This is a genomic window from Ramlibacter agri, from assembly GCF_012927085.1.
GTDB classification, from domain to species: Bacteria; Pseudomonadota; Gammaproteobacteria; order Burkholderiales; family Burkholderiaceae_C; genus Ramlibacter; species Ramlibacter agri.
Genome location: NZ_JABBFX010000001.1, coordinates 38746 through 60015, shown reverse-complemented (window position 1 = coordinate 60015; position 21270 = coordinate 38746). Strand labels below are relative to the sequence as shown.

Genomic DNA, 21270 nt, shown 5'->3' with positions numbered 1-21270 from the left:
CGGATGCTGCCACAGTCCGCGCATAGGGCCATGCGGGGCGCTCATACCGTTGTGCGCTCCCGCGGCGTCCCACAGAATCGCGTCGCCTTCGAACACGGAGTACGGTTCCATGCAGACCTGGAAGTTGTTGGGCGCCTGCGCCCTGGCGGCCGTCCTGGCGCCGGCGCAGGCCGCGGGCTACCCCGAGCGGCCCGTGCGCCTGGTCATCCCCTTTCCGCCCGGCGCGGCGGCGGACAACGCGCTGCGGGTCGTCACCCAGAAGATGTCCGAGTCGCTGGGCCAGCCCGTCATCATCGAGAACAAGCCGGGGATCCCGGGCGTGCAGGCGGCTGCGATGGCGGCGCCGGACGGCTACACCTTCCTGCTGGGCGCGGGCTCCAACATGGTGACAGGACCGCTGCTGAACACGCACCTCGCGTACAACCCGGCGCGCGACTTCACGCCCGTGGGCCGCGTGCTGTTCAACGTACCGGTGCTGACGGCGCATCCCTCGCTGGGCGTGAAGACGGTGCCGGAGCTGGTCGCGCTGGCGCGCAGGCAGCCCGGGCGCCTGAACTTCAGCTCCAGCGGCACCGGCAGCCCGAACCACTTGTCGATGGAGATGTTCGAGCTGCTGACGAAGACGGAGATGGTGCACGTTCCCTACAAGGGCGCAGCGCCTTCGGTGAACGAGCTGCTGGCGGGCGTCGTCCAGCTCGGGATCAATGCGGTGCCCAGCGTCGCCCAGCACATCCAGGCCGGCAAGCTGGTGCCGCTGGCGGTGGCCAGCGCGAAGCGTTCGCCGCTGCTGCCGAACGTGCCGACCTTCGCCGAAGCCGGCCTGCCCGAGTTCACCTACGACATCTGGTACGCGGTGTTCGCACCGGCGCGCACGCCCGCCGACGCCGTGAACAAGGTGAGCGCGGCGCTGCAAGGCGCCCTGAACGACCCCGCCGTGGCTGGCAAGCTGCGTGCGCAGGGCGCCGAACCGGCGCCGAGCACGCCGCAGGAGCTGGGTGCGTACGTGAAGGAGGACACGGCGCGCTGGGCCCGCGTCATCAAGGAACGCAACCTGAAGCTGGAGTGAGCGCGATGTCTTCGACCTTCATGGTGGCCATGCGCGACGGCGTGTGCCTTGCCACCGACGTCTACCTGCCGCCGGGCGGCGGCCCCGCGCCCGTGCTGCTGGAACGCACGCCTTATGGCCGCGACGCCGTCTCGCGCCGCGAGCGCACCGCCTCGCAGCCGCAGCCGCGCCGGCGCGGCGAGCTGGCGCGCGAGTTCGCGGCCACGGGCTATGCCGTCGTCGTCCAGGACTGCCGGGGCCGCCACGGCTCGGAAGGCACTTTCACCAAGTACATCGGCGAAGCCAGCGATGGCGCCGACACGCTGGCCTGGATCCGCGGGCAGCCCTGGTGCAATGGCGACGTGGCCGCCTTCGGCATGTCCTATTCGGCGCACACGCAGACGGCGCTCGCTTCGCAACGGCCGGCGGGCCTGCGCGCGCTGTTCCTCGAAGCCGGCGGCTTCTCCAACGCGTATCGCGGCGGCATCCGGCATGGCGGCGCCTTCGAGCTGAAGCAGGCGACCTGGGCGCTGCGCAATGCACTGGATGGCGGCGTGCAGGACGAACAGGCCCTTGCTGCGCTGCGGCGCGAAGACATCCGCGCCTGGTTCCACGCGCTGCCCTGGGCGCGCGGCCGCTCGCCGCTGCAATGGGCGCCGGAGTACGAGGACTACCTGTTCCAGCAATGGGAGCGCGGCAACTTCGACGACTACTGGCGCCAGCCGGAGCTGTACGCCGCGGGCGACTACGCGGCCTATCGCGACGTGCCGACTTTCCTGATGTGCGGCTGGTGGGACCCCTACGCCCAGACCACGACCGACAACTACGCGGGCATCGCGCACCAGGCGGGCGGCCGTGCCTGGATGGTGCTGGGACCCTGGACGCATGGCGAGCGCAGCGTGCGCCATGCCGGCGATGTCGATTTCGGGCCGGCGGCAGTGCTGGATGGACAGCTCGCCGCGGACTTCACGCGCATGCGCCTGGAGTGGTTCGACCGCTGGCTGCGGCCGGACCGCAAGGCGGCGGAATGGCCGCGGGTGCGCTACTTCCGCATGGGCGGCGGCAGCGGCGAACGCACGCCGGAAGGCCGCCTGCTGCATGGCGGCAGCTGGCAGGCCGCGGCGGACTGGCCCGTGCCCGGGACGCAGGACCTGGCCTTGTACCTGCACGCCGACGGCACCTTGTCGTCCCGCAAGCCGCAAGGCGAATCGGTCCTCCGCTACGAGTTCGACTCCGAGCACCCGGTGCCGACGCTGGGCGGCTCGATCACGTCCGGCGAGCCGCTGATGTTTCCCGGCGCCTACGACCAGAGCACCAGCGAAGGCACCTTCGCGGCCACGGCGCCGTATGGTCCCTTGGCGGAGCGCGACGACGTCCTCGTCTTCCAGACCGAGCCGCTGGCCGAGGACCTGGAGGTGACGGGCACCGTGCTGGTCCGGCTCTGGATTTCCTCCAGCGCGCCCGACACGGATTTCACGGCCAAGCTGGTCGACGTGTACCCGCCCAGCGCGGACTGGCCGCAGGGCTTCGCGATGAACCTCACGGACGGCATCCTGCGCTGCCGCTACCGGCGCTCCTGGGAGCGGCCACAGCTGCTGGAGCCCGGTGAAATCGCGGAAATCACCATCGAGCCGATGCCCACGTCCAACCTGTTCCGCAAGGGGCACCGCATCCGGCTCGATGTTTCGAGCAGCAACTTCCCGCGCTTCGACGTCAACCCGAACACCGGCGCGCCCGAGGGCAGCGACGGGCCGCGGCGCAAGGCCATCAATGCGGTCCACGTTTCGGGCGTGCATGCTTCGCGGCTGGTGCTGCCGGTCGTCCCCTAGTTAAACTTGCGGGCATGCAGCTTGCGCCCGCCCAGTTGACCGCCCACCTGCAGCGCGGCCTGCGCCCGCTGTACACGCTGCACGGCGACGAGCCGCTGCTGCAACAGGAAGCCGCCGACGCCATCCGCGCCGTCGCCCGCCAGCAGGGCTACACCGAGCGGACGGTCCATGCCGTCTCCGGCGCCAACTATCCCTGGAGCGAGGTGCTGGCGGCAGGCGGCTCGCTTTCGCTCTTTGCCGACAAGCAGATCGTCGAAGTGCGCATTCCTTCCGGCAAGCCGGGCAAGGACGGCAGCGCCGCGCTGCAGCAGATGGCGGAGCAGGCGGCCGGCAATGATTCGACGCTGACCCTGGTGCTGCTGCCGCGCCTCGATTTCCAGACGAAGAAGTCGGCCTGGTTCGCCGCCCTGGAAAGCAACGGCGTCGCCATCGAAGTGCAGCCGGTGGAGCGCGGCGCGCTGCCGCAGTGGATCGCGCAGCGGCTGGCGCAGAACAACCAGCGCGTCGCCGCCGGCGACGAGGGCCAGCGCACCTTGCAGTTCTTCGCCGACCGCGTGGAAGGCAACCTGCTGGCCGCGCACCAGGAGATCCAGAAGCTGGCCTTGCTGTACCCCGCCGGCGAACTGGGCTTCGAGCAGGTGGAAAGCGCGGTGCTGAACGTGGCGCGCTACGACGTGTTCAAGCTGTCCGAGGCGGTGCTGGCCGGCCAGGTGGCGCGGGTGCAGCGCATGCTGGACGGGCTGCAGGCCGAGGGCGAGGCGGAGGTGCTGGTGCACTACACCCTGGCCGAGGACATCCGGGCGCTGAAGCGGGTGAAGGACGCGGTGGCCGGCGGCCGGCCGCTGCCGGTGGCCTTGCGCGAACAGCGGGTCTGGGGCCTGAAGGAAAAGCTGTTCGAGCGCGTGCTGCCGCGCCTGAGCGTCACCGCGCTGGAGAACCTGCTGCACGGCGCGCACACGGTGGACGGCATCGTCAAGGGCCTGAAGGCGCCGGGCTGGCCGAACGATGGCTGGCAGGCGCTGCACAAGCTGGCGCTGGACCTGTGCGTGGCGGTGGCGCCGACGGCAAAGCGCGCCGCGTAGCCCCGCCCAAGCGCGGCCGAGGCGGCGCTGGGATAATGCGGGCATGAACGCCCTGAACATCGCCGAACACATGCACAGCCTGGGCCTGCAGGCCCGGGAAGCGTCCGCGCGCATGGCGGCGGCGTCGGCGGCGGAGAAGTCGGCGGCGCTGCGCGGCCTGGCGGCCCTGCTGCGGGCCAACGTGGCCTCGCTGCGGCAGGACAACGCGAAAGACATCGAGCGTGCCACTGCCGCCGGCCTGGCCGCGCCCATGGTGGACCGCCTGAAGCTCACGCCGAAGATCATCGAGACCCTGGCCGTGGGCTGCGAGCAGCTCGCCACCATGCCGGACATCATCGGCGAGATCCTGGGCATGAAGCAGCAGCCTACCGGCATCCGCGTCGGCCAGATGCGCGTGCCGCTGGGCGTGTTCGGCATGATCTTCGAGAGCCGGCCCAACGTGACCATCGAGGCCGCCAGCCTGTCCATCAAGAGCGGCAATGCCTGCATCCTGCGTGGCGGCTCGGAGGCGATCGAATCCAACAAGGCGCTGGCGCGCCTGGTGCAGCAGGCGCTGGTCGATGCCGGCCTGCCCGCCGAGGCGGTGCAGTTGGTGCAGACCACCGACCGCGAAGCCGTCGGCTACCTGATCGCGATGCCCGAATACGTGGACGTGATCATCCCGCGCGGCGGCAAGAGCCTGATCGAGCGCATCTCGCGCGAAGCCAAGGTGCCCGTCATCAAGCACCTCGATGGCAACTGCCACACCTATGTCGACGATCCCTGCGACATCGAGATGGCGGTCAAGGTGGCCGACAACGCCAAGACGAACAAGTACAGCCCCTGCAACGCCAGCGAGGGCCTGTTGGTGGCGCGCGGCGTGGCCAAGGACTTCCTGCCCAGGATCGGCAAGGTGTTCGCGGACAAGGGCGTGGAAATGCGCTGCGACCCCGAAGCCAGGTCCATCCTGCAAGTCGTGCCCGGCGCGGACCTGAAGGACGCCACCGAGCAGGACTGGTCCGAGGAATACCTCGCGCCCATCATCAGCGTGAAGGTGGTGGCCGGCGTGGACGAAGCCATCGCCCACATCAACCGCTATTCCTCGCACCACACTGACGCCATCCTGACTCGCGACCACGTGCACGCGCAGCGCTTCCTGCGCGAAGTGGATTCGGCCAGCGTGATGGTGAATGCGAGCACGCGCTTCGCCGACGGCTTCGAGTACGGCCTGGGCGCGGAGATCGGCATCAGCACCGACAAGTTCCATGCGCGCGGCCCGGTGGGCCTCGAGGGCCTCACCTCGCTGAAGTGGATCGTGTTGGGCAACGGAGAAGTCCGCAGCTGAGCTGGACTTGTTCTGACCTTCACCGGCCCCATCTAGAATCCCGCGGGTTGACCCGCGATCGCCAAAAAACTAGAAGGGCCGCATGGTTCCGCATCTCATCACGGCCCTGACGGGCCCGATCAACGAGCTCGAGCAGCGCATCCTCGATTCCATGCCGGCCATCGAGCGCTGGTTCCGGCTGGAGTGGATGGAGCACACGCCGCCGCTGTACAGCTCGGTGGACATCCGCAACGCCGGCTTCAAGCTGGCGCCGGTCGACACCAACCTCTATCCGCACGGCTGGAACAACCTCACGCAGGAAATGCTGCCGCTCGGCGTGCAGGCGGCCATGGCGGCGATCGAGAAGATCTGCCCGGAAGCCAAGAACCTGCTGATCATCCCCGAGAACCAGACGCGCAACACCTTCTACCTGAGCAACATCGCCCAGCTGCAGCGCATCTTCCACGGCGCCGGGCTGAACGTGCGCATCGGGTCCATCGACCCGGCCATCAAGAAGCCGACGCCGGTCGAACTTCCCACGGGCGAGACGGTGACCCTGGAGCCGGTGGTGCGCAGCAAGCGACGCCTGGGGCTGAAGAACTTCGACCCCTGCACGATCCTGCTGAACAACGACCTCTCGGCCGGCGCGCCCGGCATCCTGGAAGACCTGCACGAGCAGTACCTGCTGCCGCCGCTGCACGCGGGCTGGTCGGTGCGGCGCAAGAGCCGCCACTTCCAGAGCTACGAGGAAGTGGCCAAGCGCTTCGGCAAGATGCTGGGCATCGACCCGTGGCTGATCAACCCGATGTTCAACAAGTGCGGCGAGGTCGACTTCCAGTCCGATGAAGGCCTGGAGACGCTGCGCACGAACGTCGACGCCCTGCTGGCCAAGATCCGCAAGAAGTACAAGGAATACGGCATCAACGAGAAGGCCTTCGTGGTGGTCAAGGCCGACGCCTCCTACGGCTTCGGCGTGATGCCGGTGCGCGAGGCCAAGGACCTGGACCATCTGCTCAAGCGCGGCAAGGGCAAGGGCGCGCCGGAAGTCCACGACGTGATCATCCAGGAAGGTGTGCTGACCGCCGAGCGGATGAACGAGGCGGTGGCCGAACCGGTGGTCTACATGATGGACCGCTACGTGGTCGGCGGCTTCTACCGCGTGCACGCCGAGCGTGGCGACGACGAGGCCCTGAACGCCCCGGGCGCCCACTACGTGCCGCTGGCTTTCACGGAAAGCACCCGCATGCCGCAACCGGGCCACAAGCCGGGCGCCAGCGCCCCGAACCGGTTCTACATGTACGGTGTGATCGGCCGCCTGGCCATGCTGGCGGCCAGCTACGAGCTGGAAGCCACCGACCCCGAAGCCGAGGTCTACGCGTAAAGCCTGGGTTGCTGCGCTGCAACAAAATGTCAGCGGCGGCAGCCCGGCGGGCGCACAATAGCGGTCCCAAAGTTCAAGACCCCGCCGGTTGAGTCCATCCGGGACGGGGCTGCTCGTGCAGAACTCGAAATCCTCGCTTCCGGCGCTGACCATAGGCGCCATCGGTGTCGTCTACGGCGACATCGGCACCAGCGTCCTGTACTCCGTGAAGGAAGTGTTCGGATCGGGGCACGTGCCATTCACGCTGGACAACGTCTACGGCGTGCTGTCCATGCTGTTCTGGACGCTCACCGTCATTGTCTCGATCAAGTACGTGGTGCTGGTCCTGCGCGCCGACAACAACGGCGAAGGCGGCCTCATCGCGATGCTGGCGCTGGCCTCGCAGGCCGTGAAGGACAAGCCGCGGCTGCGCCAGGCGCTGCTGGCCGTCGGCATCTTCGGCACCTCGCTGTTCTATGGCGACGGCGTCATCACCCCGGCGATCTCGGTGCTCTCGGCGGTGGAAGGCCTGAAGGTCGTCTCGCCCCACCTCGACGAATACGTGATCCCGCTGACGCTGATCGTGCTGCTGGGCCTGTTCATGGTGCAGAAGCGCGGCACCGGCGGCATCGGCCGCTTCTTCGGGCCGGTCATGCTGGTCTGGTTCGTCAGCATCGCGGCGCTGGGCGTCTCGCACATCCTGACCCATCCCGAGATCCTGAAGGCGCTGTGGCCCGGCTACGCGCTGCGCTTCATGCTGGCGAGCCCGATGATCGCCTTCATCATCCTCGGCGCGGTGGTGCTGTGCGTGACGGGCGCGGAGGCGCTGTACGCGGACCTCGGCCACTTCGGCAAGAAGCCGATCCGGCTGGCCTGGTTCAGCGTGGCGATGCCGGCGCTGACGCTCAACTACTTCGGCCAGGGCGCGCTGCTGCTCGCCAACCCGGCGGCGGTGAAGAACCCCTTCTTCATGATGGCGCCCGATTGGGCGATCGTGCCGCTGGTGGTGCTGGCCACCGCGGCGACCGTCATCGCCTCGCAGGCGCTGATCACCGGCGCCTTCAGCGTCACCAAGCAGGTGGTGCAGCTCGGCTACCTGCCGCGCCTGAACATCCAGCACACCAGCGTGCAGGACACCGGGCAGATCTACCTGCCGGCCGTGAACTGGGGCCTGTTCGTCGCCATCGTCGTTGCTGTCGTCATGTTCCGCTCGTCCAGCAACCTGGCCGCGGCCTACGGCATCGCGGTGACGCTGGACATGCTGATCACCAGCACGCTGACCTTCTTCGTCGTGCGCTACGGCTGGGGCTACCCGCTGTGGCTGTGCCTGCTGGCGACCTCGTGGTTCTTCCTGGTGGACTTCGCCTTCTTCAGCTCCAACCTGCTGAAGCTGGTGGACGGCGGCTGGTTCCCGCTGATGATCGGCGGCTGCATCTTCACGCTGATGATGACGTGGAAGCGCGGGCGCGCCATCCTGTCCGACAAGCTGATCCACGAATCGATCGACCTCAAGAGCTTCCTCGAGTCCGTGTTCGCCGCGCCGCCGCTGCGCGTGCCGGGCACGGCGGTGTTCATGACGGCGGAGCCGGGCACCGTGCCCAACGCGCTGCTGCACAACCTGAAGCACAACAAGGTGCTGCATGACCACAACCTGTTCGTCACGGTGCGCAACCACGAGGTGCCGTGGATCGGGCTCGACAAGCGCGCCGAAATCGAATCGATGGGGCACGACTGCTGGCAGGTGATCCTGCACTACGGCTTCAAGAACGACCCCGACGTGCCGCGCGCGCTGGAGCACGTCAAGACGCGCGGCTGCGACCTGGAGCCGATGACCACCAGCTACTTCCTGTCGCGGGACGTGGTGGTGCCCACCATCGGCAGCGGCATGGCGCAGTGGCGCGAGAAGCTGTTCGCGCAGATGCACCACAACGCCGGTGCGGCGGCGGAGTTCCTGAACCTGCCGAGCAATTCGGTGGTCGAGCTGGGCAGCAAGGTCGAAATCTAATACTCTGGGGGGCATGGCCCCCGAGGAATTCGACGTCATCGTGGTCGGCGCCGGCATTTCCGGCGTCTGCGCGGCGCACTACCTGCGTGAGCGCTGTCCGGGCCAGAGCTTCGCCATCCTCGAAGGCCGCGACGCGATCGGCGGCACCTGGGACCTGTTCCGCTATCCCGGCGTGCGTTCGGACTCCGACATGTTCACCCTGGGCTTCAGCTTCCGGCCCTGGACCAGCGACCGCAGCATCGCCCTCGGTCCGACCATCCGCGACTACGTGCAAGAGACGGCGCATGCCGAGGGCGTCGAGGAGCGCATCCGCTTCGGCCACCGCGTGACGCAGGCCGCCTGGAGCACCACGGATGCGCGCTGGACGGTCACCGCGCAGACCACCGCGGGCGAACAGCGCCTGCGTTGCCGCTTCCTCTGGTTCTGCAGCGGCTACTACGACTATGCGCAGGGCCACGAGCCGGACTGGCCCGGCCGCGCGGACTTCCGCGGCCGCATCGTGCACCCGCAGCACTGGCCCGAGGATCTTGATTTCGCCGGCAAGCGCGTGGTCGTCATCGGCAGCGGCGCGACCGCCGTCACCATCGTGCCGGAGATGGCGCGGCGTGGCGCGCAGGTCACCATGCTGCAGCGCTCGCCCAGCTACATCCTGCCGGTGCCCGCGCGCGACGGCGTCGGCGCGGCGCTGCAACGCTGGCTGCCGGCGGGCCTCGCTTACCGGCTGGTGCGCTGGAAGAACATCCTCGCCGCCTGGGCGCTGTACCAGGCCGCGCGCCGCTGGCCGGAGGGCGTGCGGCGCTGGCTGATGGACATGGCGCGCAAGCAGTTGCCCGGCGTCGACGTCGAGCGCCACTTCGCGCCGCCCTATGCGCCCTGGGACCAGCGCCTGTGCTTCATCCCGGATGCCGACCTGTTCGCGGCGCTGCGCTCCGGCCGCGCCAGCGTGGCCACCGACGACATCGAGACCTTCACGCCGACGGGGCTGCGCCTGCGCTCCGGCGCGACGCTGGACGCGGACATCGTCGTGGCCGCGACCGGCCTCCAGCTGCAGATGCTGGGTGGCACGCGCCTCATGGTCGACGGCGAACCGGTGAACCTTGCGCGGCGAGTGGCCTATCGCGGCTTCATGTTCAACGGCGTTCCCAACCTGGCCATGACCATGGGCTACACCAACGCGTCCTGGACCTTGCGGGCCGAACTGGTGGCGCGCCACCTGTGCCGGCTGCTGCTTCACATGCGCAAGCGCGGCGACGACTTCTGCGTGCCGGTCTACGACGAGCCCGAACCGGCGACGCGGCTCGCGATCGACCTCAGCTCGGGCTATGTGCAGCGCGCCGCGGCGGTGCTGCCGCGCCAGGGCGAGCGCGCTCCCTGGCGCGTGATGCAGAACTACCTGCAGGAGCGCATCGCCCTGCGCTGGTCGCGGCTGGACGACGGCGCGCTGCGCTTCGCGCGAGCCGGCGAGCTGGCCACCTTGCCGGGCAACGCCGAGCCGGTGCCTGCGGCCGAATAAGCCTGCGCCCACGCCGGCCCGTCATTTGTGCGACAGTGGCGGCAGCATGAACATCCTCTTCGTCGCCGATCCGCTGGAAGCCTTCAAGACCTACAAGGACACCACTTTCTCGATGATGCGCGAGGCGCAGCGGCGCGGCCACCGCATCGCGGCCTGCGAGCCGAGCGACCTGAGCTGGCGCTCGGGCGAGGTGGTGCATGCCGAAGTGCGCGAGATCGTGCTGACCGGCGACGAGCACGACTGGTTCCGCGAAGAGCGCGTGGCGCGCCGGCCGCTGCACGGCTTCGACGCCGTCATCATGCGCAAGGACCCGCCCTTCGACAGCGAATACTTCTACGCCACGCACCTGCTGGAACAGGCCGAGCGCGAAGGCGCACGCGTCTTCAACAAGCCGGCGGCGCTGCGCGACCACCCGGAAAAGCTGGCAATCATGGAGTTCCCGCAGTTCGTCAGCCCTACGCTGGTGACGCGGCAGGCCGACGAAGTGCGGCGCTTCCATGCGGAGCACGGCGAGATCATCCTCAAGCCGCTCGATGGCATGGGCGGCATGGGCATCTTCCGGGTCGGCCCGGACGGCCTCAACCTGGGCTCGATCATCGAGACCTTGAACCAGCACGGCGCGACCACGATCATGGTGCAGCGCTTCGTGCCGGAGATCGCCGCCGGCGACAAGCGGGTGCTGGTGATCGGCGGCAAGGCCGTGCCTTTCAGCCTGGCGCGCATCCCGCAGGGCAGCGAAATCCGCGGCAACCTCGCGGCCGGCGGCAAGGGCGTGGCGCAGCCGCTGTCCAGGCGCGACCTGGAAATCGCCGAGACCATCGGCCCCAAGCTCGCTGCGCGCGGGCTGCTGCTGATCGGCCTGGACGTGATCGGCGACTGCCTGACGGAGATCAACGTCACCAGCCCGACGTGCTTCCAGGAGATCACGCAGCAGGCGGGCTTCGACGTGCCGGCGATGTTCGTCGACGCGCTGGAGGCGGCTGCCGCCTAGGCGGCGGAGCCGTCCACGAACACCTTCAGCTCCCCCGGCTGGAACTGCGTCCACTGCTCGTTGACGGTCAACGGCGCGGTCACCACCACCGCCACCTTGTCTTGCGGCGTGGTGTGCTGGGCGAAGTCGATGCTCAGGTCGTCGTCCGTCAGTTGCGCATGCGCGAAGGGGTGCTTGCGCTCCGTGTAGTACAGGTTGGTGGAGCAGTGCGCCCACAGCGCATCGCCGTTGGACAGCAGGAAGTTGAAGCGCCCGTGCTTGGCGATCGACGGCACCAGCTCGCGCAAGGTCAGCGTGAGCTCCTTGACGCTCGGCACGCCGGCGTGCGACTTCCACATCTCCTGCATCAGCCAGCAGAAGGCGCGCTCGCTGTCGGTGCTGCCCACCGGCCGGAAGTTGGCGTGCAGCCGCGGGTGGAAGTCCTGCAGGTCGCCGTTGTGCGCGAACACCCAGTAGCGGCCCCACAACTCGCGCACGAAGGGGTGGCAGTTCTGCAGCGCGATCTCGCCCTGCGTCGCCTTGCGGATGTGCGCGATGACGTTGCGGCTCTTGATGGGGTAGCGGCGGATCAGGTCCGCCACCGGCGACTCGCAGGCCGGCTGGTGGTCGACGAAATGGCGCAGCCCCAGGCCCTCGAAGAAGGCGATGCCCCAGCCGTCACTGTGGTGGTCGGTCCGCCCGCCCCGTTGGGCGAAGCCGGCGAAGCTGAACGTGACGTCCGTCGGCGTATTGCAATTCATCCCCAGCAGCTGGCACATGGGGACGATTATTCTTCAATGGGGTCGCCTTGTGGCGGACCGCGCAGCTGCCAGGCCATGGCCATCGCCACGGCGCAGATGGCGCCCAGCAGCAGGAAGGCATCGCCGAAGGCCGTCATGCGCTCGGGGCTGGTCGGGCCGGACAGCGTGGCGCCGTGTGCCGCCAATCGCCACTCCAGCACGATGGCGCACAGGCTCACGCCCATGGCGCCGCCCAGCATGCGCACGAAGTTGATGATGCTGGCGCCCTGCGGGATCTGGCCCTTGTCCAGCGGGCGCATCGCGCCCAGGTTGAGCGAGGGCAGCACGAAGCCCAGCCCGATGCGGCCCAGGATGGCCCACACCACCAGCACCCATAGGCCCGTGTGCACGCCCACGGTGGCCATCAGCGCGAACGAGGCGGCCAGCAGGAACAGGCCGCCGCTGACCATCAGGTGAGTCGGCAGGCGGCGCGTCAGCCGTCCCGCGATGCCGATCGTGACGGCCAGCACGAAGCCCGAAGGCAGCAGGATGGTGCCGACGTGCGACGCCGGCAATTGCAGCGCCAGCTGCATGAACACCGGCAGCAGGTAAGTCGAGCCATAGAGCGCGATGCCGTAGATGAAGGCCACCAGGCTGCCGACCGTGTAGACGCGATGCGCGAACACGTCCAGCCGCAGCAGGGCCGGGCGGCCGCCGCGCTCGGCATGCCGCAGCCACAGCACCATCGCGCCGAACAGCGCGAAGCCCAGCACCAGCAGGCCACTGGCCACTGCCGCGCCGCCGCCACGGATTTCCAGCAGGCCATTGAGCAGGGCCAGCGTGCCGCCGCCGCCCAGCAGCAGGCCGCGCCAGTCCAGCCGCGCGCCGCCGCGGTCCGCGGCCACGCCGCCGGGCGCGGTGACGGGCACGTAGCGATGCGCCAGCCAGATGGCGGCGGCGCAGAAGGGGACCACCATGAAGAAGATTGAGCGCCAGCCGAACCCGTCCACCAGCACGCCGCCGATGCTGGGGCCGAGCGCCGGCGCTAGCACCACGCCCATGCCGAACATGCCGCTGGCGCGGCCCTGCTCCGAGGGCGGGAAGGCCCGCATCATGATGATGGCGGGAATGGGCTGCACCACGCCGGCCGCCAGGCCTTCGGCCACGCGGGCCGCCATCACCACGGGGAAATGCACGGCCAGGCCGCCGACGATGCCGCCCACGGCCAGCAGCAGCATGGTGCCGTCGTAGGTGCGGCGGTAGCCGTAGCGCGCCAGCAGCCAGGGCGTGGTCAGCATGGAGATGGTCATCGCCACCATGAAGCCGGAGCTGACCCACTGGGCGCGCTCCTGGTTCAGCGCGAAGGCGTGGCTCATGCCGGGGATGGCGACGTTGACCACGGTGGCCGACATCAGCGAGGCCATCGTGCCCACCATCACCGACAGCATCAGCAGCCAGCGATAGCGCGGTCCGTGCCTTTCGGTCAGCGCCGCGATGCTGCCCGCAGCCGCTTCAGCGGCAGCGCTCATTGCGCTGCCGCCTTGCGTGCGCAGGCTTCGCAGATGCAGGCCAGGCGCCGCGCTTCAGGCGGCACGCGGGCCAGCAGGTCCGCGCCGAAATCCACCTGCGTGCACCAGCAGGGCCCTTGCGCCTGGCCGGTGGCACGCGCGATTTCCTCGGCACAGCGGTTGGCTTGGCCGCACAGGGGGCAGGAGCTGGGATCAGGGGCCGGCATGGCCGGATGGTAGCGGCTGCGCCTGCGACTGGGGCTCGTTGGCCACCGCTTCCAGCGCGCGCGGCACCACGGCGTGGCCGGCCACGGGCCGCAGCAAACGGTCACGCAGCAGCCGCTGCAGGCTGCGCCGCGTCATCGAGTGCGGGCGCCCGCCATGGCTGGTGAACATATAGAAGGCGCCATTGCCCGAAGTCCACACCAGCTTGGCGCGGCGCCACTGCTGGCGCGAGAACAGGTCGACGCGGCTGCCCACTTCCAGGTGGGCCAGCAGGCTGTCGGCCTCCATCTCGTCGAGCGGCTCGGCCGGCGCGGCGGCCGCACGCTGGGGCGTCAGCGGCACGGCGCCGGAGTCGGGCGCCTCCTCGAAGCCGGCGGCCTGCAGCTCCGATTCGGCCATCCACAGGTTGTCCGGCGAGCGCTCCTCGCGCTGCGGCTGGGTCTCGGCGACGGCCAGCGCTTCCGCCGGCGGCATCTCGCGGTGCCGCTGGTGCGCGCGCAGCTTCAGCACCGGGCGGTGCAGGCGTTCGAGCGTGCGGAAGAACGGATCGCTGGGTTGCGGGTCCTCGCCCAGCTGGACCAGGCCTTCGCGCAGCTTCAGCAGCACGCGCGGGATCAGCGCGATGGCGCGGGCCGGATCGTGCAGCGCACGGGCGCGGTCCACGCTCCACAGCAGGTCGCTGACGATGGCGATGTAGCCGCCCGGGTCGATGCCGGGGGCCGCGGCGCTCAGGCGCGCCTGCGCGACCACCAGGCTCCAGCGTTCCAGCAGGAAATCGCGCACGGGTTCCGGCGCGCTGGCCAGGTCCTCGCGCTGGGAGAACTCGCTGGCGATCTGGTCGGCTTCGCGCTGGCGGCGCTCGGCGCTCTGCACCTTGTCCAGGACCTTGCGCTCGCCTTCGGCATCCAGCGCGTCCTGCGCCGCCCAGCTCGCTTCCAGCGTGGCCAGGGCCTGGCGGAAGGGCTCGGCGTCCTTGAAGGACTCCTGCGCGTTCAGGCGCTGGAAGGCCTGGTTGACGGGCCGGGCGAAGGCCTGGAATTCGACGCTGAATTCGTCGTTGAAGTGCAGGCTGCGTTCGGCGACGCGCTCGATCAGCTGGCGGCCCGGGTGCGCTTCCTCGCTGAAGAAGCGCGGCGCCACCATCGACAGGCGGGCCAGCGAGGGCTCCAGGCCGACGATGGCTTCGCGCAGGGGCGCCAGCAGCCGCGGGTCCTGCGCCACTTCGTCGACCAGCTTGCGCACCACTTCCAGCGCGTAGACCTGGCCGAGGCGGCGGGCCTGCTTCTTCAGCTGGCCGCGCACCAGCGCGCGTTCGCGCGAGCCGGCCATCTCGCCCCAGGTTTCCTGCGGCAGCGGGCTGTCGGTGGCAATGCGGCGGGCCGGACGGTCCACCGGCGGCATGTGCATGTGCGCACGCGCCTGGGCCGCGTCGTAGGCGATTTCGTCGGCGGTGGCCTCGATGGCGGCGATCTCCGCCTCGATGGCTGCGTAATAGGAAGGCTCGAGCGTCTGCTCCGCCATCGGCGAGCCGCGCAGCACGAAGTCGCGCAGTTGCGTCGGGCGCGAGCCCTCCAGCGCGCCGGAGGTCGACACCCAGGCGGACGACCCGCTCATCGGCGTGAAGGCGGAGCCGCCCGAGCCGCCGCCGAAGCCGGAGCCGCCGGTGGACGGGCCGAGCGGGCCCTGCGCGCTGTTGGGGCCCAGCGACCCGCTCCCGCTTCGGGGACCCAGGGGCACCTGGCCGCTGCCGCCACCCAGCGGCGCGTGCCCGCTGGCGAGCGGCGCCTGCCCGCTGTTCGGCGACAGCGGCATCGGCCGCGAAGGCGCCGAGCGCATGCGATAAGTCGCCGCCTGCACGCGCGCCAGCGTCAGCAGGTGGGCCTGGTCGCGATAGACCTGCTCGAGGCCCTGGGCCAGCGGCTTGGCCATGTAGCGCAGCCACATGCCGGGGAAAGTGGGTTCGGGCGTGTTCTCGCCGGCCAGCTTGCGCAGCGTGCGCGCGTAGATCTCGGGCCGCAGCGGGTTGCGTTCGGGCTGTACGCCGTCCAGGCCCATCGCGGTGCTCATGAGCGCATCGAGCTCGGCGAGCGGGCGCTCCAGCACGGCGACCAGTTGCTGCGCCAGCCGCGCGGACTCGATGCCCTGGGTGATCTCGGTGTCGTCGACCAGCGTCAGCGACGACGGCCGCAGGGTCGGCGCCGCCGCGGCGGGTTCGGCCTTGCCGCTGGCATCGGCAGTGAACGCCGCACGCAATAGCTGCGGATAGCGGCTGCACCAGCGCGGACGCTGCATCTGCAGCGCGCGCCAGGCGGCGGCGATCTCGTTGCGCTGGTCGCTGCGTTCAGCCTGCAGCTCGGCCTGCTGCAGTTCGGCGACCGCATGGTCGATGCACTTTTCCACCAGCCGGTCGGCGGCTTTGGCCGCTTCGCTGATGCTGCGCGTGAGGGAGGCGCTGACTTCGGTCATTTCATCCGCAATGCGCGCCCACGCGCGCGCGTCGCGAGAATTAGACCGAGAGGCCTAAAGTGGGGCAAGGCGGCCGGCCGCCGGAAGGCGGCTGGCACCGGCCAGACGGCGATCTTGATACCTTAGTAGCGCATCGGTTGCAAATGGTTACGTGGAAGCGCTCTTCACCTTGAGCCGCCAGGCGTGCAGCAGGGGCTCGGTGTAGCCGCTCGGTTGCTCCATGCCCTTCAGCACCAGGTCCAGCGCTGCGCGGTAGGCATACGAGGTCTCCCAGTTGCCGGCCATGGGCTGGTAGGCCGGATCGCCGGCGTTCTGCTTGTCCACCACGGCGGCCATGCGCTGGAAAGTCTCGAGCACCTGCTCCCGGGTCACCACGCCGTGGTGCAGCCAGTTGGCGATGTGCTGGCTGGAGATGCGCAGGGTGGCGCGGTCTTCCATCAGGCCGACGTTGTGGATGTCGGGCACCTTGGAGCAACCCACGCCCTGGTCGATCCAGCGCACGACGTAGCCCAGGATGCCCTGCGCGTTGTTATCGAGTTCCTGCTGGCGCTCGGCCGCGCTCCACTTCGCCTCGGCAGCCACGGGCACGGTCAGCAGGCCGGCCAGCAGCTTGTCGCGTTCGGCGTTGGCATCGACCTTTTCCAGTTCCTTCTGCACGGCGGCCACGTCCACCAGGTGGTAGTGCAGCGCGTGCAAGGTGGCGGCGGTGGGCGAGGGCACCCAGGCCGTGTTGGCGCCGGCTTTCGGGTGGGCGATCTTCTGGTCCATCATCGCGGCCATCAGGTCCGGCATGGCCCACATGCCCTTGCCGATCTGGGCGCGGCCGCGCAGGCCGCAGGCCAGGCCGACCAGCACGTTGCTCTTCTCGTAGGCCTGGATCCAGGCGCTGGACTTCATGTCGCCCTTGCGGATCATCGGGCCGGCCAGCATGGCGGTGTGCATCTCGTCGCCGGTGCGATCGAGGAAGCCGGTGTTGATGAAGGCGACGCGGGCGGCGGCTGCGGCGATGCAGGCCTGCAGGTTGACGCTGGTGCGGCGCTCTTCGTCCATGATGCCCAGCTTCACCGTGTTGGCGGGCAGGCCCAGCACCTTTTCGACGCGCTCGAACAGGTCGGAGGCGAAGGCCACTTCGGCCGGGCCGTGCATCTTCGGCTTCACGATGTAGACGGAGCCGGTGCGCGAGTTGCGGACTCCGTTGGCACCATGCCCTTGCAGGTCGTGCAGCGCGATCGCCGTGGTGACGACCGCGTCCATGATGCCTTCCGGGATCTCCTTGCCGCCGTCCCACAGGATGGCGGGGTTGGTCATCAGGTGGCCGACGTTGCGCAGGAACAGCAGCGAGCGGCCATGCAGGCGCACTTCGCCATTGCCCTGGGCCGCCTTGTACACGCGGTCCGGGTTCAGGCCGCGGGTGAAGCTCTTGCCGCCCTTGTTCACCTGCTCGGTGAGCGTGCCCTTGAGGATGCCGAGCCAGTTGCTGTACGCCAGCAGCTTGTCTTCGGCGTCCACCGCGGCGATGGAGTCTTCCAGGTCGAGGATGGTGGACAGCGCTGCTTCGACGATGACGTCGCTGACGCCGGCGGCATCGGTGCGGCCGATGGCGTGACCGCGGTCGACCTGGATGTCCAGGTGGATGCCGTGGTGCTTCAGCAGCACGGACGAAGGTGCGGCGGCGTCGCCCTGGAAGCCGACGAAAGCGGAGGGATCCTTCAGGCCGGACGAAGCGCCGCCCTTCTGCTGCACCACCAGCTGGCCGTCCTTCACCGCATAGAGCGTGGCATCCGCATGCGAGCCCTTTTCCAGCGGCGCGGCCTGGTCCAGCACCTTGCGCGCATAGGCGATCACCTTCTGGCCGCGCACTTCGTTGTAGCCGGGGCCCTTGTCGGCGCCGCCGTCTTCGGGGATCACGTCGGTGCCATAGAGCGCGTCGTACAGCGAGCCCCAGCGCGCGTTGGCGGCGTTCAGCGCATAACGGGCGTTCAGGATCGGCACCACCAGCTGCGGGCCGGCCTGCAGCGCGAGTTCGGCGTCGACGTTGGCCGTCGTCGCCTTCGCACCGGCGGGCTGCGGCACCAGGTAGCCGATCTTTTCCAGGAAGGCGCGATAGGCCTTGGCGTCCTGGATGGGGCCCGGGTTGGCCTTGTGCCAGCCATCCAGCTCGGTCTGCAGGCGGTCACGCTCGGCCAGCAGGGCGGCGTTGCGCGGCGCCATTTCCCTGACGATGGCGTCGAAGCCCGTCCAGAACTTGTCGGCGGCCACGCCCGTGCCGGGCAGCACCTGTTCGTCGATGAAGCGCTTGAGCACGCTGTCCACCTCGAGGCCGTGGATCTGGGTTCGGCTGGTCATGGCAATCTCTCCTGAGGTCATTCAAAAAAAGTGAGCACGTCGCGCAGGTCGCGGCCGATGCGGGTGGGTTGCGTGTCCAGCTCCTCGAAGGGCAGCTGGTAGCGGTTGACCCAGAGCGTGCGATAGCCGAACCAGGTGGCGGCCAGCGCGTCCCAGCCATTGCAGCTGACGAACAGGATGTGCTGTGCCGCCAGGCCGGTGGCCTGCGTGCCGAGGCGGTAGGCCTCGGGGTGTGTCTTGTACTTGCGGATGGCGTCCACGCTCAGCACGTGGTCCAGCAGTCCGGCCAGACCCGCGCTGCGCACGGCCACGCCCAGCATGCCGGGGTCGCCGTTGCTCAGGATGCCGGTGGCGATGCCGCGCTCCTTGAGCGCCTGCAGCACCTCGCGGTTCTCCGGGAAGGCGGACAGGTGCCGGTATTGGTTCATCAGCTGGTCCTCGCGCTCCGGCGTCAAGGCCAGGGCGAGGCGCTTGCATGCATAACGCAGGCCCGCGCGCGTGAGGTCCCAGAACGGCTGGTAGTGCGCGCCGTCGTCGCTGGTGGTGACCAGGCGCGTGTATTCGATCTGCTTGTCGCGCCAGAGCACGGCCAGCGCCTGGCCCTGCCCGGGGAAGCATTGCTCCGCCAGCAGGCCCACGCTGTAGACATCGAACAGCGTGCCGTACGCATCGAACAGCACTGCCCGGGGTTGGTTCATGGGCACTACTGTATTGCGGACTTTGCTCGGCATTAAGCCGGGCAAAGGCTAGCGATCCGGAACTTTTTTGATGGTAATCGCCTAAATTCCTGGCCGATCACGCGGTGCGCAGCGGAGCTGCGCACCCTACAAGTCGCGGTCGAAGACCGGTGGGGTCAAAGACCGAACACGCGCAGCGCGTTCGCGCCGCGCAAGGCGCGCGTCTGCGACGCCGGGAGTGCCGCCGTGTTGGCGAAAGCGCCCTTGGTGTCGTGCACCCAGTGCGGCCAGTCGGTGCCGAACATCACGTGCTCCTCGCCGACCACCGACACCAGGTACTGCAGCGCGCCCAGGTTGTAGGTGATGGTGTCGTAGTAGATGTGGCGCAGGTAGTCGGTGGGCTTGCGCTTCATCTGGCGGCGCTGCGGCAGTTCCACCTCGTCGCCCTTCTCGAACCGGCCCACCAGGTAGGGCAGCGTGCCGCCGCCGTGCGAGGCGATGATCTTCAGGTTCGGGTACTGGTCGAAGAAGCCCTCGAAGATCATGCGCGTGATCGCCAGCGTGGTGTCGAACATGAAGCCGACCGACCAGCTCAGGTCGAACTTGGTCATGTCCATCAGGTCCACGCCCGGCGGGTCGGTGGGGTGCACCAGCACGGGCAGCGAGCGCTTGTCGATCGCCTTCCAGATCGGCGCGAACATCGGATCGGTCAGGCTCTTGCCGGCCACGTTGGCCAGCACCATCACGCCCACCGCGCCCTTGGCCACGCAGCGTTCCAGTTCCTCCACGGCGCGCTGCGGATACTCCCAGGGCAGCGAGGCGAACCAGCGGATGCGGTCCGGGTATTCGCGCTGCGCGTCCGCCACGTTGTCGTTCGCTTCGCGCGCTGCCTGCACGCTCACTTCCTCGCCGCCCCAATAGACGTTGGGGCAGGTGAGGGAGACGACCGAGACGTCGATGCCGGCCTGGTCCATGTGCTGGATGCGCAGCTTCCAGTCGAAGTGGCCCTTCTGCGGCAGCACCACCGGCGTGTTGCCGCGAAAGATCTCGCGCTGGCCGTCGGGCCGCGTCTGGATGTTGTAGGTGCCGCCCTTTTCCTTCAGCAGCTCCAGCCACTTGTGGGTGAACATGTGGGTGTGGACGTCGATCACGGTCATTGCTGTCTCCTGATTTTCCCGGGGTCGCACCCGCGGCCCGGATGGTTAGCATGCTAAATCATTCAAACCGCAGGAGACATCCGATGAAACGCCGACTGCTCGGTGCGCTGGCCCTCGCCGCCGCGCTCGCAAGCCCCCTGGCCCAGGCCCAGGACAAGACCATGCGCATCATGGTCGGCTTCGCCCCCGGGGGCTCGGCGGACGTCATCGCGCGCCTGCTGGCCGACAAGATGCGCGCGTCGCTCGGACAGAACGTGATCGTCGACAACAAGCCGGGCGCCGCCGGCCGCCTGGTGCTGGGCGACCTGAAGCGCGCCGCGCCCGACGGCCAGACGCTGGTGCTGTCCCCCAGCGGCGCGCTGGTGGTCGCGCCCTGGCTCTATTCCAACCTCGGTTACGACCCGAGCAAGGACTTCACCCCCATCTCGCGCATCGTCACCTTCGACTTCGCCATCACCGTGGGCCCGGGCGCGCCGCAGGGCGACCTGAAGACCGTGTTGGCCTGGATGAAGGCCAATCCTGACAAGGCCAACTACGCCACCTCCGGCGCCGGCACCGTGCAGCACTTTGCCGGCCAGCTGTTGGCGCAGGCCACCGGCGTGCCGCTCACGCACGTGCCTTACAAGGGTGGCGCGCCGGCGGCGCAGGACCTGATCGGCGGCCAGGTGCCGCTGATGCTGGACACCGCTTCCGAGACCATCGAGCACCACAAGGCCGGCAAGGTGCGCATCATCGCCGTCACCGGCGAGCAGCGCACGCAGGCGCTGCCGAACGTGCCCACGCTCAAGGAGCAGGGCATCAACATGACGGCCGATGCCTTCTTCGGCCTGTACGGGCCGCCCGGCATGGCCCCCGACGTGGTGGCGAAGATCGACCGCGCCGTCGCCGACGCGCTGAGGGACCCGGTGATCCAGGAGAAGATCGCCGGCTTCGGCCTGGTGCCCTCGCATGCCGGCCCGGCCGACCTGGCCGCCACCCAGGCCGCGCAGCTGAAGCGCTGGGAAGCGCCGATCAAGGCCTCGGGCTTCAAGGCGGAGTAAGGCG

Annotated in this window: 16 protein-coding genes; 9 read left to right on the top strand and 7 right to left on the bottom strand. The window is 69.1% G+C overall.

All coding sequences use genetic code 11. The features are described from left to right. Positions 1–109 precede the first annotated feature (109 nt). The 8 genes from HHL11_RS00315 to gshB all read left to right on the top strand — a co-directional run bounded on the left by HHL11_RS00315 (position 110) and on the right by gshB (position 11128). Entirely contained in the window at positions 110–1066 is a 957-nt protein-coding gene (locus HHL11_RS00315) for a Bug family tripartite tricarboxylate transporter substrate binding protein (protein WP_169416395.1), read from the top strand. A gap of 5 nt (positions 1067–1071) precedes the next feature. Next, positions 1072–2874 carry a CocE/NonD family hydrolase gene (locus tag HHL11_RS00310; RefSeq protein ID WP_169416394.1) on the top strand — a complete coding sequence of 601 codons (1803 nt, stop codon included), beginning with the start codon at positions 1072–1074 and terminating at the stop codon, positions 2872–2874. 14 nt (positions 2875–2888) lie between these two features. After that, complete coding sequence (gene holA, locus HHL11_RS00305; protein WP_169416393.1) at positions 2889–3956, top strand: DNA polymerase III subunit delta; 1068 nt, start codon at positions 2889–2891, stop codon at positions 3954–3956. A 43-nt stretch (positions 3957–3999) separates the two neighbouring features. Continuing rightward, positions 4000–5280: a glutamate-5-semialdehyde dehydrogenase gene (locus HHL11_RS00300; RefSeq protein WP_169416392.1), complete on the top strand. Its 1281-nt coding sequence runs from the start codon at positions 4000–4002 to the stop codon at positions 5278–5280. An 82-nt stretch (positions 5281–5362) separates the two neighbouring features. Continuing rightward, on the top strand, positions 5363–6640 hold the full coding sequence (gene gshA / locus HHL11_RS00295; RefSeq protein ID WP_169416391.1) for a glutamate--cysteine ligase: 1278 nt from the start codon (positions 5363–5365) through the stop codon (positions 6638–6640). A gap of 115 nt (positions 6641–6755) precedes the next feature. Then, on the top strand, positions 6756–8624 hold the full coding sequence (locus HHL11_RS00290; protein ID WP_169416390.1) for a KUP/HAK/KT family potassium transporter: 1869 nt from the start codon (positions 6756–6758) through the stop codon (positions 8622–8624). Between the two features lie 13 nt (positions 8625–8637). Next, positions 8638–10137 carry a flavin-containing monooxygenase gene (locus tag HHL11_RS00285; RefSeq protein WP_169416389.1) on the top strand — a complete coding sequence of 500 codons (1500 nt, stop codon included), beginning with the start codon at positions 8638–8640 and terminating at the stop codon, positions 10135–10137. 46 nt (positions 10138–10183) lie between these two features. Next, positions 10184–11128 (top strand): glutathione synthase, encoded by a 945-nt coding sequence (gshB, locus tag HHL11_RS00280; RefSeq protein ID WP_169416388.1) that lies wholly within the window; start codon positions 10184–10186, stop codon positions 11126–11128. On the opposite strand, the gene HHL11_RS00275 is transcribed toward gshB, so the two are convergent. The 7 genes from HHL11_RS00275 to HHL11_RS00245 all read right to left on the bottom strand — a co-directional run bounded on the left by HHL11_RS00275 (position 11125) and on the right by HHL11_RS00245 (position 20226). Continuing rightward, complete coding sequence (locus HHL11_RS00275) at positions 11125–11886, bottom strand: class II glutamine amidotransferase (RefSeq protein WP_169416387.1); 762 nt, start codon at positions 11884–11886, stop codon at positions 11125–11127. The genes gshB and HHL11_RS00275 overlap by 4 nt on opposite strands. A gap of 8 nt (positions 11887–11894) precedes the next feature. Beyond that, complete coding sequence (locus HHL11_RS00270) at positions 11895–13376, bottom strand: MFS transporter (RefSeq protein WP_169416386.1); 1482 nt, start codon at positions 13374–13376, stop codon at positions 11895–11897. Continuing rightward, positions 13373–13582 carry a cysteine-rich CWC family protein gene (locus HHL11_RS00265; RefSeq protein ID WP_169416385.1) on the bottom strand — a complete coding sequence of 70 codons (210 nt, stop codon included), beginning with the start codon at positions 13580–13582 and terminating at the stop codon, positions 13373–13375. Before HHL11_RS00265 ends, HHL11_RS00270 begins: the two co-directional genes overlap by 4 nt. Next, the gene (locus tag HHL11_RS00260; protein WP_169416384.1) at positions 13569–16046 is read right to left on the bottom strand and encodes a DUF1631 family protein; all 2478 of its coding nucleotides are present in this window, start codon (positions 16044–16046) and stop codon (positions 13569–13571) included. The genes HHL11_RS00265 and HHL11_RS00260 overlap by 14 nt, the downstream gene beginning before the upstream one ends. A gap of 147 nt (positions 16047–16193) precedes the next feature. Next, positions 16194–18392 carry a malate synthase G gene (locus HHL11_RS00255; RefSeq protein WP_169416383.1) on the bottom strand — a complete coding sequence of 733 codons (2199 nt, stop codon included), beginning with the start codon at positions 18390–18392 and terminating at the stop codon, positions 16194–16196. Between the two features lie 17 nt (positions 18393–18409). Beyond that, positions 18410–19090 carry a haloacid dehalogenase type II gene (locus tag HHL11_RS00250; protein WP_169416382.1) on the bottom strand — a complete coding sequence of 227 codons (681 nt, stop codon included), beginning with the start codon at positions 19088–19090 and terminating at the stop codon, positions 18410–18412. A gap of 155 nt (positions 19091–19245) precedes the next feature. Further along, positions 19246–20226: an amidohydrolase family protein gene (locus HHL11_RS00245; RefSeq protein WP_169416381.1), complete on the bottom strand. Its 981-nt coding sequence runs from the start codon at positions 20224–20226 to the stop codon at positions 19246–19248. Positions 20227–20309: 83 nt separating this feature from the next. On the opposite strand from HHL11_RS00245, the gene HHL11_RS00240 reads away from it, so the two are divergent. Next, positions 20310–21266 (top strand): Bug family tripartite tricarboxylate transporter substrate binding protein, encoded by a 957-nt coding sequence (locus HHL11_RS00240; RefSeq protein ID WP_169416380.1) that lies wholly within the window; start codon positions 20310–20312, stop codon positions 21264–21266. Positions 21267–21270 lie beyond the last annotated feature (4 nt).

Excerpts from the sequence above, each read along its gene's own strand:
- HHL11_RS00315 (WP_169416395.1), top strand. The coding sequence starts at position 110 with ATGCAGACCTGGAAGTTGTTGGGCGCCTGCGCCCTGGCGGCCGTCCTG.
- HHL11_RS00300 (WP_169416392.1), top strand. The coding sequence starts at position 4,000 with ATGAACGCCCTGAACATCGCCGAACACATGCACAGCCTGGGCCTGCAG.
- HHL11_RS00285 (WP_169416389.1), top strand. The coding sequence starts at position 8,638 with ATGGCCCCCGAGGAATTCGACGTCATCGTGGTCGGCGCCGGCATTTCC.
- HHL11_RS00245 (WP_169416381.1), bottom strand. The coding sequence starts at position 20,226 with ATGACCGTGATCGACGTCCACACCCACATGTTCACCCACAAGTGGCTG.
- HHL11_RS00270 (WP_169416386.1), bottom strand. The coding sequence starts at position 13,376 with ATGAGCGCTGCCGCTGAAGCGGCTGCGGGCAGCATCGCGGCGCTGACC.
- HHL11_RS00260 (WP_169416384.1), bottom strand. The coding sequence starts at position 16,046 with ATGACCGAAGTCAGCGCCTCCCTCACGCGCAGCATCAGCGAAGCGGCC.
- HHL11_RS00310 (WP_169416394.1), top strand. The coding sequence starts at position 1,072 with ATGTCTTCGACCTTCATGGTGGCCATGCGCGACGGCGTGTGCCTTGCC.
- gshB (WP_169416388.1), top strand. The coding sequence starts at position 10,184 with ATGAACATCCTCTTCGTCGCCGATCCGCTGGAAGCCTTCAAGACCTAC.
- HHL11_RS00275 (WP_169416387.1), bottom strand. The coding sequence starts at position 11,886 with ATGTGCCAGCTGCTGGGGATGAATTGCAATACGCCGACGGACGTCACG.
- holA (WP_169416393.1), top strand. The coding sequence starts at position 2,889 with ATGCAGCTTGCGCCCGCCCAGTTGACCGCCCACCTGCAGCGCGGCCTG.
- HHL11_RS00240 (WP_169416380.1), top strand. The coding sequence starts at position 20,310 with ATGAAACGCCGACTGCTCGGTGCGCTGGCCCTCGCCGCCGCGCTCGCA.
- HHL11_RS00265 (WP_169416385.1), bottom strand. The coding sequence starts at position 13,582 with ATGCCGGCCCCTGATCCCAGCTCCTGCCCCCTGTGCGGCCAAGCCAAC.
- HHL11_RS00250 (WP_169416382.1), bottom strand. The coding sequence starts at position 19,090 with ATGAACCAACCCCGGGCAGTGCTGTTCGATGCGTACGGCACGCTGTTC.
- HHL11_RS00255 (WP_169416383.1), bottom strand. The coding sequence starts at position 18,392 with ATGACCAGCCGAACCCAGATCCACGGCCTCGAGGTGGACAGCGTGCTC.
- gshA (WP_169416391.1), top strand. The coding sequence starts at position 5,363 with ATGGTTCCGCATCTCATCACGGCCCTGACGGGCCCGATCAACGAGCTC.